11 protein-coding genes are annotated in these 13376 nt (G+C 48.4%); 8 read left to right on the forward strand and 3 right to left on the reverse strand.

The window, feature by feature from the left end:
• Positions 1-23: 23 nt before the first annotated feature.
• The 6 genes from ACO1NU_RS13255 to ACO1NU_RS13280 all read left to right on the forward strand — a co-directional run bounded on the left by ACO1NU_RS13255 (position 24) and on the right by ACO1NU_RS13280 (position 8443).
• A complete protein-coding gene (locus tag ACO1NU_RS13255; protein WP_448818972.1) occupies positions 24-2558 on the forward strand; it encodes a zinc-dependent metalloprotease in 2535 nt (844 codons plus the stop codon).
• Between the two features lie 28 nt (positions 2559-2586).
• Complete coding sequence (locus ACO1NU_RS13260) at positions 2587-4236, forward strand: amidohydrolase (RefSeq protein ID WP_448818973.1); 1650 nt, start codon at positions 2587-2589, stop codon at positions 4234-4236.
• Positions 4237-4315: 79 nt separating this feature from the next.
• Positions 4316-5872, forward strand: a complete 1557-nt coding sequence (locus ACO1NU_RS13265) for an amidohydrolase (RefSeq protein ID WP_448818974.1) — start codon at positions 4316-4318, stop codon at positions 5870-5872.
• Positions 5873-5957: 85 nt separating this feature from the next.
• A complete protein-coding gene (locus ACO1NU_RS13270) occupies positions 5958-6398 on the forward strand; it encodes a hypothetical protein (RefSeq protein WP_448818975.1) in 441 nt (146 codons plus the stop codon).
• A 5-nt stretch (positions 6399-6403) separates the two neighbouring features.
• The gene (gcvH, locus tag ACO1NU_RS13275; RefSeq protein ID WP_448818976.1) at positions 6404-6784 is read left to right on the forward strand and encodes a glycine cleavage system protein GcvH; all 381 of its coding nucleotides are present in this window, start codon (positions 6404-6406) and stop codon (positions 6782-6784) included.
• Between the two features lie 150 nt (positions 6785-6934).
• A complete protein-coding gene (locus tag ACO1NU_RS13280; RefSeq protein ID WP_448818977.1) occupies positions 6935-8443 on the forward strand; it encodes an amino acid permease in 1509 nt (502 codons plus the stop codon).
• Positions 8444-8502: 59 nt separating this feature from the next.
• On the opposite strand, the gene ACO1NU_RS13285 is transcribed toward ACO1NU_RS13280, so the two are convergent.
• On the reverse strand, positions 8503-9042 hold the full coding sequence (locus ACO1NU_RS13285; protein ID WP_448818978.1) for a hypothetical protein: 540 nt from the start codon (positions 9040-9042) through the stop codon (positions 8503-8505).
• 241 nt (positions 9043-9283) lie between these two features.
• On the opposite strand from ACO1NU_RS13285, the gene ACO1NU_RS13290 reads away from it, so the two are divergent.
• On the forward strand, positions 9284-10630 hold the full coding sequence (locus tag ACO1NU_RS13290; protein ID WP_448818979.1) for an MATE family efflux transporter: 1347 nt from the start codon (positions 9284-9286) through the stop codon (positions 10628-10630).
• 60 nt (positions 10631-10690) lie between these two features.
• Here the strand turns inward: ACO1NU_RS13290 and ACO1NU_RS13295 are convergent, their stop codons facing one another.
• A complete protein-coding gene (locus tag ACO1NU_RS13295; RefSeq protein WP_106294003.1) occupies positions 10691-10885 on the reverse strand; it encodes a cold-shock protein in 195 nt (64 codons plus the stop codon).
• A 92-nt stretch (positions 10886-10977) separates the two neighbouring features.
• Positions 10978-12450 (reverse strand): RNA polymerase factor sigma-54, encoded by a 1473-nt coding sequence (gene rpoN / locus ACO1NU_RS13300; RefSeq protein WP_448818980.1) that lies wholly within the window; start codon positions 12448-12450, stop codon positions 10978-10980.
• 112 nt (positions 12451-12562) lie between these two features.
• Between rpoN and ACO1NU_RS13305 the strand changes: the two genes are divergently transcribed.
• Positions 12563-13147 carry a riboflavin synthase gene (locus ACO1NU_RS13305; protein ID WP_448818981.1) on the forward strand — a complete coding sequence of 195 codons (585 nt, stop codon included), beginning with the start codon at positions 12563-12565 and terminating at the stop codon, positions 13145-13147.
• Positions 13148-13376 lie beyond the last annotated feature (229 nt).

Raw genomic sequence — 13376 nt, forward strand, 5'->3', positions numbered from 1 at the left:
TTAAACACCAGTAACGACCGCTAATGAAAAGATATCTAAAACTATTCCTGGGCCTGATCGCCTTCGCCTTCAGCCCCAGTTCCGGCATTGCTCAAGCCAGATCAGAGCAAACAGCATCGGCACCGAGTATTCAGAACATGAAAAAGTATGAAGGGTACTTCAACTTTTATTACGATGAAAAAAGCGGAAAGATCTACCTGGAAGTAGACAAGCTCGATACGGAGTTCCTTTATTTCAGATCGCTCTCCAGCGGAGTGGGCAATGGTGGCCCTGAAAGGGGGCAGGCAGCTTCTGCGATAGCTAAGTTTGTAAAATCCGGACCTAAGATACTCTTAGTGGAACCTGTTTATAACTACCGCGCCATCTCCAGCAATAAAGATCAGATCAGAGCTGTAGAAAACAACTTCGCTAAGTCCGTCGTATTCGGCTTTACACCGGTTTCCTCTTCCGGGGGGAAGCATATCATTGATCTCAGTCCTTTTATTATCCGCGATAGCCAGGGTATTACCTCCCGTCTGGGAATTGCTAGGGTAAGCGGACCCGTCAGTTCGCGAAGCGAAGCATCATCAGGATCTTATAGACTCGATGAATCACGCTCGACGATCTATATGGAAAACACGAAGAACTTTCCGAAAAATACCGAATTCGAATCCATGCTGACCTTTACAGGTGGCAACCCGAACGCCAACCCCTACGGTCGCGGGATAGACATCGCACCCGATCCCACGGCGATTACCATCCACATGCATCAGTCTTTCGTTGAGCTTCCCGAAGCAGGTTATCAACCGCGGGAGTTCGATCCACGCTCTGCTTTTGGCCAGTTCTCCTACATGGATTTTTCCGCACCCATGACCGAGCCTATCGTCAAGCGCTTCATACGCCGCCACCGTCTCCAGAAAAAGAACCCCGGATCTGCTGTTAGCGAGCCGGTCAAACCGATCGTGTACTATGTCGACAGGGGCGCTCCCGAGCCGATAAAAAAGGCACTCATCGATGGCGGTGCCTGGTGGAATGATGCATTTGAAGCCGCAGGATTCAAAAATGCTTTCCAAATAAAAGAGCTTCCCGAAGATGCCGATCCGATGGATATCCGCTACAACGTGGTCAACTGGATCAATCGTTCCGGAAATCCAAACAGGGGATTTTCTTCCGGTGCCTCCTTCCTTGACCCGCGCACAGGCGAGATCATCAAGGGCGTCGTTACCCTGGGTTCAGACCGCCATCGCCAGGACTATCTCATCGCGGAAGGCCTGCTGCTCCCTTATGAATCCGGAAAGCCCGTTACCGATGCCATGGAGAAAATGGCACTATCCCGTATCAGGCAACTGTCGGCCCATGAAATTGGCCATACCCTGGGCTTTAACCACAACTTTGCCGCCAGCCCTAAAGGGCGAGCGTCGGTCATGGATTATCCTTATCCGCGATTCTCCCTCAAAGCAGATGGCACTGTCGATATCTCCAATGCCTACGGTGAAGGAATAGGTGAGTGGGATAAAAGAGCCGTCGCTTGGGGATACAGTGAATTTGATAAGGGAACTGATGAACATGCGGGACTTGAAAAGATCATGAAGGAAACGCTGGCGCAGGGATTTATCTATATCCCCGATATTGGAGGCAATGCCCATCCTACTTCGCATCAATGGGATGATGGCGAGAATGCTATCGACCAGATGACCAATATTCTGAAGGTGCGTCGCACCATTTTAGACCGGTTTTCCGAGAAAGCAATCCCCGACGGACAGCCGATGGCTACCATAGAGGAAGTTCTCGTTCCGGCGTATCTGCTGCATCGCTACCAGATTGAAGCGGTTGCTAAGTCCGTCGGTGGACTTTATTTTACTCACGCCGTTAAGAATGATGGACAGGTTGTAACCCGCATGGTTGAACCCAAAGAGCAATGGCGCGCCTTCGAATCACTGATGGCCACCATTAGTCCTTATGCCCTGAGCCTTCCGGAGAAGCTGATCCGGATGATCCCGCCAAGACCTTCCGGATACCCTGCTTCGGTGGAGAGCTTTAAGGGCTACACCGGTCCTACCTTCGACCCGATATCGGCTGCCGAAACTGCTGCAGCTACTACCCTGGCGTATTTGCTTGACGCAGAACGCGCCACTCGTCTGGTCGAATATAATGCCCGCGACAATCAATATCCCGGCTTTATAGAGGTGGCAGACAAGCTGATTGAACGTACCTGGAAAACTCCGCTCGCTGCCGGCTACAAAGGCGAGCTGCAGACCGTTGTCAACAATCAGGTGTTGAAGGGCTTGATTATGCTCGCTGCAAATACCAAAACCTCAGAGATCGTCAGAGGGCAGGCCCTTTATGAAATAGCTGAGCTTCAGCAATGGATGAAAACCAGGCTGAGCAACTCGGCTCCCCGTCAAAAAGCCAATATGCTGTTTGCCTTGGCACAGATTGACGACTTCAGGACAAACCCGAACAAATTCGAGACTCCTGCTCCCGCAGACATGCCTCCTGGAGCTCCTATCGGGATGCCTTCAATGGATTTTCTGAACGGTAGCGCCCTCCATTCTGAATGTTCCTTTAACGAAATGTAAAGCTATGATATCGAGTATGACAACCCTGATGAAAGTATCCATAAGAAAGACAGTTGGACTACCATTCTGTGCATTGTTCTCGCTGGTCGCTCTGAACCACCATGCTGCATCTGCACAAACTATCAGTGCCGCAAAGCTGGATGCTTTAAAAACCGAACTGATTAAGGAAATCGACAGCAAACAAAAGATGACCCAGGAGATGGTCGACATGGTATTCAGCTTCGGAGAGCTGGGTTTTCAGGAGGTCGAAACCTCCCGTTACCTTACCGGTATCCTCCAGAAGAACGGGTTCACCATTGAGCACGGCATGTCGGGTATTCCTACCGCATGGACGGCTAAATGGGGATCAGGCAAGCCCGTCATCGCTATCGGCAGCGATATCGACTGTATTCCCAAAGCATCTCAGAAGCCCGGAGTAGCCTATCATGACCCGATCATCGAAGGTGCACCCGGGCATGGAGAAGGGCACAACTCCGGAGCACCTCTGAACATCATCGCCATGCTGGCTCTTAAAAAGATCATGGAGCGCGAGAAGTTGCCCGGAACATTGGTGTTATGGCCTGGGGTAGCCGAAGAGCAGCTGGGCACTAAAGCCTATTATGTCCGCGATGGCTACTTCAAGGATGTTGACGCCTGCATCTTTACCCATGTGAGCAGCAACCTGGGTACCGGATACGGTCCCATCGGTACCAGCGGGATGATCTCCGTTAAGTTCAGCTTTGAAGGGGAGGCCGCTCACGCCGCGGGTGCTCCCTGGAAGGGGAGAAGCGCGCTCGACGCTGTCGAACTGATGAATACCGCCTGGAATATGCACCGTGAGCACATGTTGCCGAGTCAGCGCTCTCACTACGTCATCACCGATGGCGGCGATCAGCCCAACGTAGTGCCCTCGAAAGCCTCCGTCTGGTACTACTTCAGGGAACAGGACTATCCCAAAGTGATGAAGATGTACCAGGACGGTATCAAGATTGCTGAGGCTGCCGCTTCCATGACCGATACCAAAATGACCTACGAGGTGCTCGGCAGTGCATGGCCCGGCCACATGAATCAGCCTATTGCAGAAGCCATGTACGAGAACATCAAACAGGTTGGACTCCCCACCTGGAGCGAAGCCGATCAGCAACTGGCTATGGCTACACAGAAAGAGCTGAACCCTGATAATGCCGACCTGCACAAGGGGCTTTCCACTACATTAAGCCCTATTATGAAGGTCGTTCCCGGCGCTTCGTTTAGTGGTGGAGGGTCTGATGATATTGGCGATATCTCCTGGAATGTACCCACCATTGTGCTGGGCTACCCTTCCAATATCTCCGGCTTAAAGGGTCACGACTGGGCCAGTGCCATTTCTATGGCAACCCCGATCGCTCACAAAGGTGTTACTGCAGGAGCAAAGGCCGAAGCATTGACTGTACTGGACCTGCTGGCCAGGCCCGAGATCATCAGGGACGCCTGGACTTATTTCAAAGATGTTCAGACTAAAGACGTGCAGTACACACCAATGGTCTCCAAGACCGATAAGCCTGCCGTATCTCTCAACAAAAAGATCATGGGTGAGTATCGCGAGGAGATGAAGAAATACTACTACAATCCGGCTAAATACAAGACCTACATGGAGCAGCTTGGGATCAAATACCCGACCGTGCGCACTGAAAAACTGAATACGCAAACCAGCAAATAATAAATAATCTGACATGGTAACAAGAAGGACTTTACGTAAGCAACTAAAAACACTCGGAGCTGCTTGCATAATCTCAGGTATGACAGTACTGCCTTTAACGGCTTCGTCACAAACTATTTCTCCTGCCAGGCTTGACGCTCTGAAAACGGAGCTCATGAAAGAGATCGATAAACAGCAGAAATCCACCCAGGAAATGGTTGATATGGTATTCAGCTTTGGCGAGCTGGGCTTCCAGGAGGTCGAGACATCCAGGTACCTGACGGGCATCCTGCAGAAGAATGGCTTTAAAGTAGAACAGGGCATAGCAGGAATTCCTACAGCCTGGACAGCAAAGTGGGGCTCTGGTAAGCCTTTTATCGCTATCGGAAGTGACATCGACTGTATTCCCAAGGCTTCGCAAAAGCCTGGTGTGGCTTATCATGATCCCATCATCGAAGGTGCACCCGGACATGGTGAAGGGCATAACGCAGGCGAGCCTCTCAACATCACTGCTGTACTGGCGCTCAAGAAAATCATGGAACGCGAAAAGATCCCCGGCACGATTATGCTGTGGCCGGGAGTCGCAGAAGAGCAGCTCGGGTCCAAAGCCTATTACGTTAGAGACGGCTATTTCAAAGACGTAGATGCCTGTATCTTCACCCACGTCGGCAATAACATGGGTACCAGCTATGGGGATGGGGGAGGAAACGGGATGATCTCCGTAAAGTTCAACTTCGAAGGGGAGGCAGCTCATGCCGCCGGCGCCCCCTGGAAAGGTCGAAGCGGACTGGATGCTGTGGAGCTGATGAATTTGGCCTGGAACTTTCATCGTGAACACATGGAAACCACACAGCGGTCCCATTATGTGATATCCGATGGCGGCGATCAGCCAAACGTGGTGCCATCAAAGGCGTCTGTATGGTACTACTTCCGCGAAAGGTCATATCCAAAGATCATGAAGATGTATAAAGACGGGATTAAAATGGCCGAAGCTGCCGCCAAGATGACCGATACTAAAATGACCTATGAGGTGCTGGGCAGCGCATGGCCGGGTCACTTCAATCAGCCCATCGCAGAAGCGCTGTACGAAAACATCAAGGCAGTCGGTCTGCCTGAGTGGTCTCCTGACGACCAGGTACTGGCCAAAGCACTGCAGAAGGAACTGGGTTCTCCGGAAGAAGGGCTGTCGGCAACATTAAGCGGCCTGGCTAAACCTGCTATCTCGCTGTCTGCCGGTGGTGGTGGTTCAGACGATATCGCCGATGTTTCATGGAACGTCCCAACTGTCGTACTCCGCTTTCCTTCCAATATTCCCGGTCTTCCCGGTCACCACTGGGCCAATGCAATCGCGATGGCAACACCCATCGCTCACAAGGGTGTAACGGCGGGGGCGAAGGCTGAGGCGATGACCCTGCTCGATCTTTTTACCAATCCGGATCTCATCAAGGGTGCCAAAACCTATTTTACAGATGTTCAAACAAAAGAAGTAAAATACGTGCCCCTGATATCGAAAACAGATAAGCCGCCCATATCCCTCAATAAGAAGATCATGGAGGAGTTCAGACCTGAAATGAAGAAGTACTATTATAATCCCGCAAAGTATAAAACCTATCTGGAGCAGCTCGGAATCAAATACCCTACTGTGAAGAAAGATTAGTTTGTGTAGTGGCCAGCAGCCGCACTGCTGCTGGCTTAATCTTCTGTCATGATACGTGTACACCGCAAATAATTCACCGATGAAAATGAAGCATATACTCATGCTTGCTCTGCTTATGTGTAGTGCAGCGATCGCGAGGGCGCAGGCACCCACTCATGTTCCTTTAATGAATGATGCCTGGAGACTAATCGCGCAAAAGAAATACGTCAAGAATGATCAGTTTAAGATGGTGCCCTCTTTCCCCTTTAAGTTACAGCAGATGGAGAATACCGAAATCGAATTAGGCGGATACATCATCCCCCTAAAGGCAGAAATGGAATATACCAACTTCATGCTGGCAGTGGTTCCTTATGACCAGTGTGCTTATTGCGGTCAGGGCGACATTCCCTCCATGATTGAAGTGCATGCCAGACGTGCAGTCGGTGCTTCAGACCGGCCGGTTAAAATACGGGGCAAGTTGGTGCTTAATAAAACAGGTGATAAGCGCTCAGAGATCTTCCTTATGGATGCTGAGCTCATAAAATAAACGAAATGATATTTCCTTCTGAACTAAGATATACGGCTGACCATGAATGGGTACAGCTGAAAGACGGCCAGGCCCTCATAGGCATCACAGCATTTGCTCAGGCTGAGCTCGGCGATATCGTATTTGTGGATATTCCGCTCATGGACGCTGAAATCAGCCAGCACGACGTATTTGGCAGCGTAGAGGCGGTGAAGACCGTCTCTGATCTTTTTATGCCAATTACAGGGAGGATCGTCGCGGTCAATACTGATCTCGATCAAGATCCCGGACTCGTCAATTCTGATCCTTACCAGGCCGGCTGGCTGGCTCTGGTGTCCTTGTCGGATCCGGCTGAATTCGAAAAGTTGCTCAGTGCTGAGCAGTATCAAACACTTATCGGAAAGTAGATCCGTATGTTTTCTCCTGAACGAATAAAAAATATTTACAACTAGCGCCATTTCAAACGCTGGAAACGAAAAATAACTTACTTTAGATTCTTAATAATCACTCTTTATCTATTAATCGCTTAAAAACACAAACATTACTCAGGAAATTTTATGAAATTCAGGAAACCACTAGGTATTTTATTGAAGGAGGCCGAAGAAACGGGTGAAGGGACTTTAAAACGGACCTTAGGTGCGGGAAATTTAATTGCACTGGGGATTGGCGCTATCATAGGTGCCGGTTTATTCGTTCGCACCGCTGCTGCTGCCGCGGATCATGCGGGACCTTCAGTCACCCTCTCATTCATCCTGGCTGCCGTGGGTTGTGGTCTTGCCGGTCTCTGTTATGCAGAGTTCGCATCCATGATCCCCATTGCCGGATCTGCCTATACCTACTCGTATGCCACTATGGGCGAAGTGATCGCCTGGATTATTGGCTGGGACCTTGTCCTGGAATATGCCGTAGGGGCAGCCACGGTGTCTATCGCCTGGTCAGAATATCTCAATAAGCTCCTGGAGACCTTTGGAGTGTCCATCCCTTATGAGCTCTGTCATTCCCCGTTTCAGGTGTCGCCCGATGGTGTGAATGGTATTATCAATATTCCCGCACTCTTTATCGTAATTGTCTTATCCCTTGTGCTTATCCGGGGTACGAAAGAATCGGCTAACATAAACGGAATAATCGTTATCCTGAAAGTGGCTATCGTGATCGCGTTCATCCTGCTTGGATGGTCGTTCATGAATCCGATCAATCATACACCTTATACGCCGGTTAACCTCGGAGAGAAGGCGTTTTTCTCGGGAGAAAAGGGATTTCTCGATTATTTTGAAAACGACTTCGGGAAGTTCGGTATGAGTGGGATTGTTAGCGGTGCCGGTGTCGTCTTCTTCGCATTCATCGGTTTCGATGCTGTATCGACGGCAGCGCAGGAAGCTAAAAATCCGAAGAAGGATATGCCGATCGGTATTCTTGTATCGCTCGTAATCTGTACTGTACTTTATGTGCTGTTCAGTCATGTACTAACCGGCGTAGCCAATTATTCAGAATTTGCTACTGCTGGAAAGGAAGCGTCTGTAGCCTACGCTATCGAAAGATATATGCCGGGTTTCGAGTGGCTTTCTATTTTAATCACAGTTGCCATCCTTGCAGGGTTCTCCTCTGTAATCCTGGTCATGCTGCTGGGTCAGTCGCGGGTATTCTTTTCCATGTCGAAAGACGGTCTTGTTCCGAAAATATTTTCAGAAGTACACCCTAAATATCAGACGCCATACAAATCGAACCTGATCTTCCTGGTGTTTGTGGGTTTATTCGCTGCCTTCGTGCCGGGGGATGTAGTAGGAGATATGACCAGTATAGGTACACTTTTCGCGTTTGTTCTCGTATGTATCGGCGTGATTGTTATGCGTCGTACCGATCCAAACACACCAAGAGCATTCAAGACTCCGGGGATGCCCTACCTGCCTATAATTGGTGCCGCAGCCTGTCTGCTCATGATGGTAGGCCTGGGTAAACATAACTGGGAGCGACTGATCATCTGGATGGCACTGGGCTTCGTGATCTACTTTGCCTATAGTGTGAAGCATTCCGTCGTACGGAAACAAAGCCGCGGAGAGCAAAACTAGAGACATCGTTTTTAATAAAGGCGAAAGGCCTGCTGTATATACAGCAGGCCTTTCGCCTTTTATTCTGACAGGTTTTCGTCTGCCGATAGGGCTTTTCCCTGATCTTCATTCTCCGGCGTGCTTTCTGCAGTAGGCTCAGCAGGTTTCTCCTTCGCTGTTGCATTTACCCGCGGAACCCGTTTTCTGACCGGCTTAACCGGTGTGGCCTCCGCCTGGGCGGCGATCTCTCCGGCAACTCTTCTTGTTCTTCGAACTTTCGCTACCGGGCTGTCTGCTGCCGGTGCTTCTTCCAGTGGAGGGTCTGCTACGACTGGCAAGGCCGGTGGCAGTATTGGCGGAACATCAAATGAATTAGCCCGCTCCTTGATATCCGTCGCTTCCGCGACCTCTTCTGCCTCAACGGGTTTTGATATAGAGGCTTTGTCAGCCAGCTTTCGGGCAATCTGTGAGGCAGCTTTCTTAATCTCTTTCGTTACCTTTTTCGGACTGCGTCCCTGGCCCGTAATGGCTTTTTTTATTTCCTCAATAAGCGTTTCTTCCAGCGAGCGGCGGATTTGCTTCTTCGCCTTTTTCGTAAGTTCCTTTTCTTTTTTCTTCATTACGTATAATCGTCAATTGATGTGATAAGAATAACTCAACTTCTCCTCAACAGCTATTGTGTACCTGTCCCGCGATCCGGATAAACCTGAGTTTGGCCTACTAGCCAATATAGCGATTTTTATTGAACGGCTTAGTCCAAAACCCTTAAACAGCTCTGTTATAATTGAAGGCTCAAAGCGATGGTATCTAAATCTCCTAAAACTTAGTACCTTTGCAGCCCTCTAAAGGAGGCGATTAGATATGAGGACTGAAGCAACAAAAACAATACAACTCGCGTTACCCATCATTATTGGTGAGCTGGCGCAAATGGCACTGCATCTTATTGACGCGGCTATGGTAGGCGCCATTAGCTATAAACAACTGGCGGCTGCCGCCCTGGTACTAAATGCCCTGAATATTCCCTTTGTATTCGGCATCGGGATCACCATATCCGTATCTCAGATGGTTTCTATGGCTCATGGAAGAAGAGACGGGAACCTTGTGTCACACTATTTCTTCAACGGCTTTGTCCTGTGTGCTGTCGCTGCAGTGGTGATTTCATCCTTCCTGGTTTTCGGACGTAATATTTTGTATCACCTGGGGCAAGATCCTGAAGTTGTCGTCCTGGCTCTCCCTTTTATGAAGCTGATGGGGATTTCGATCATACCTATGCTTCTGTTCATGACCCTGAAACAGTTTACTGACGGACTGGAGTACACCCGTACGGCTATGTTGCTGTCGCTCATCGGGCTTCCTATAAACGTCTTCCTCAACTGGATCCTTATCTATGGTAACCTGGGATTCCCGAGAATGGAGCTGGTCGGAGCAGGTTGGGCCACGCTCATCACCCGTACACTGATCTTTGTGCTGCTGGCATTAGTGGTTCTGAAGCACAGTACCTTCAAACGATACATCCTTGTCAGCCGAAGCCAGTGGAAACTGAAGGCGCAGACAATGAAGGACCTGCTGCATATCGGCGTTCCCAGTAGTTTACAAATGGGAATGGAAGCAGGTGCCTTTGCAGTCTCCGGGATAATTATCGGAACATTGGGTGCAGTTTCTCAGGCCTCCCATCAGATCGCACTGAGCTGCGCTTCTTTTACCTTTATGGTTTCGATGGGCCTCGCGCAGGCAGGCTCCATCCGCGTGAGTAATGCATACGGTGGCGCGAACTTTTCGCTCATTTCTAAAATAGGCCGGAGTACTCTGATCACTGCTCTTTGTTATGGGATTTTCTGCGCCATCATCTTCTCTGTCTTTCGGTTCCAGCTTCCTCAACTGTTCAATAACAACACGGAGGTATTGCAGCTTGCATCTGCTTTGCTGCTCTTTGCTGCCGTGTTCCAGATTTCCGACAGCACGCAGGCGATCGGGGCGGGACTTCTGAGAGGAATTAAAGATGTGAAAATTCCGACTATCCTGGTAGCGATTTCCTACTGGGTGATCGGCTTGCCGCTAGGCTATATCCTTTCATTTCACTTTAAGATGGGAGCGCAGGGAATGTGGTTGGGACTGATAGCCGGACTTACGCTGGCGTCTGTGTTTCTGATCCTCCGCTTTCTTAAGATCTCCAGAAGGAGCGAGCGCTCCTCCGCTGAAACGGTATAAAACAAAAAAAGCATCTGCCGTGAGACAGATGCTTTTTTTGTTCAATGATATATGTGAAAATTAAATAACTTCTACATTCACTGCATTAAGACCTTTTTTGCCTTTTTCAACTTCGAACTTTACGCGATCGTTCTCACGAATTTCGTCGATAAGTCCTGTTGAATGAACAAAGATATCTGGTTCACCATTAGCTGGTACGATGAATCCGAAACCTTTAGTTTCATTGAAAAATTTTACTGTTCCTTCGTTTTGCATTGTATTAATATTAATAAAGCCCACAAGGTAGGAAATATAATCCAATAAGGCACTAATTAAATACGCCGTGGGTTTTCGCAGTGAAGAAAGCCTTAAAGTTCTTTCCTGAGCCGTGCTACAGGAATATTCATGGCTTCCCTGTATTTCGCAACCGTTCGCCGTGCAATGTTATAGCCCTTTTCCTTTAAGATCTCAGCGAGCTTCTCGTCCGCCAGGGGGTGGCGTTTGTCTTCATTGCCGATACATTCTTCCAGGATCTTCTTCACTTCCTTGTTCGACACTTCTTCTCCGCTCTCCGTTTGAATAGCCTCAGAAAAGAAGGATTTCAGCAGGAAGGTACCAAATTCAGTCTGAACATACTTCGAATTGGCTACCCTTGAAACCGTTGAAATGTCCATTCCGATCCGGTCTGCTATGTCTTTCAGGATCATCGGTTTCAGGTTCCTGTCATCTCCTGTAAGGAAATAGTCATACTGGTAGTGCATGATGGCGTTCATCGTTTTGAGCAAAGTTTGCTGCCGCTGTTTGATGGCGTCAATAAACCATTTTGCCGAGTCGAGTTTTTGCTTCACAAACTGCACCGCTTCCTTTAGCTTCTTGTCTTTTTGGGAAGTCTTGTCATAATGCTGAAACATCTCCTGATAGGAACGGCTAACCTTCAGCTCAGGCGCATTCTGTGAGTTCAGCGTCAGCACCAGTGTTCCCTCTTTGTTGCTGATATGAAAATCCGGAATGATCTGAAGCTGCTTCGTCGTCACCGCACCCGAATCTCCGGGTTTGGGATTAAGTCTCAGGATCTCCGCAATGATCTCCTTCAACTCCTCTGAAGAGATGTTCAGGGCTTTTTCCAGCTTGTCGTAATGCTTTCTTGTAAATTCATCCAGATAATCTTCCACAACACGGATCGCCTTCAGAATAACCGGATTGTTCTGGTCTTTCTTCCGTAACTGGATCAGCAAGCATTCCTGCAGATCGCGCGCTCCTATACCCGCCGGCTCAAAGTTCTGAATCACTTTGAGTACTTCTTCCACTTCTTCTTCCTCTGCAAACACGTTCTGAGAAAAAGCAAGATCATCTATCAAAGAAGCAATTGAACGTCTCAGATAACCGTCATCGTCCAAACTGCCTATAAGCTGCTGTCCGATCTGGAAGTCTTTGTCCGACATGGGGATCAGATCCAGTTGCTCCTGCAGATTTTCATAGAAGGAGCTCTGTATAGCAATCGGCATCTCTTTCTTGTCATCTTCATCATCCCCGTTCTGATCGTATTTGGATCCATAGTCGTTGATGTTGTCCTCCTGCAGGTAGTCATCGATATTAAATTCGTCAAATTCCTCGGACTTCTCCTCAGAATCATACGTTTCGTCAGGGTCCTTATCCGGATATTCCTCAACAGGATCATTCAGATTGGCCAGGCTCAGATCTTCCAGTGCAGGATTCTCTTCCAGTTCTTCTTTGATGCGCGCATCCAGGGAAACGGTAGGTACCTGTAATAGCTTGATGAACTGAATTTGCTGAGGCGATAGCTTCTGAAGTAGTTTCTGTTGTAGGTTCTGTCTTAACATAAATATCGATGGCCAAAATTACATATTATAATTTAACGATGCGATGGATGGCTAAATATAACGAAGACAACTAACAGTTTGAGTAGATTTAGGTTTTGTTTACCTTCGCAACATGTTTACAGGTATTATTGAGACCCTTGGCGAGGTCGTTGACTTACAAAAGGATAAGGGTAATCTGCACATCAGAATCTCCTCATTATTTTCTTCCGAACTGAAGATTGACCAGTCCGTTGCCCATAACGGAATATGTCTGACGGTGGTAGCTGTTCAGGACGATTCCCATACGGTTACTGCAGTGGAAGAGACCCTGGCAAAAACGAATCTGAATAAATTACAGAAGGGTAGCTTGGTAAATCTTGAACGATGCATGCAGATGAACGGCCGTCTTGACGGTCATATTGTTCAGGGACATGTTGATCAGGTAGCTACCTGTACCCAGTTGCAGGAACTCGATGGAAGCTGGGTCTACACCTTCAATTATAATGCTGAAACAGGGAATGTAACCGTCGAAAAAGGCTCTATCTGTGTCAATGGTGTGAGCTTAACCGTAGTGAATTCTCACGATGGATCCTTCTCTGTAGCAATTATTCCTTACACTCATGAACATACCAACTTCCGCACTTTACAGGTAGGGGACGAGGTGAATCTGGAGTTTGACATCATTGGCAAATATGTAGCGAGATTGTTAAATAGGTAGAAATACGGGTTTTTACCTATATTATTAATAATGGATGTTAATTTTTGTTAAATAATTTGCAATTCTAAATTATATTGTGATATTTGTATCAAGCAAACGGAAACGCGGGCTTAAATACTGTAAGGTGGTGAAACAGGCAGACACACCTCCTTGTCTCGGTGGCGGAGAATATGGGAAACCAGCAATGGCTAACCACTCCTTGAAGGTTCGATTCCTTCCCTTACAGCTC

Source organism: Arcticibacter sp. (genome assembly GCF_053551015.1).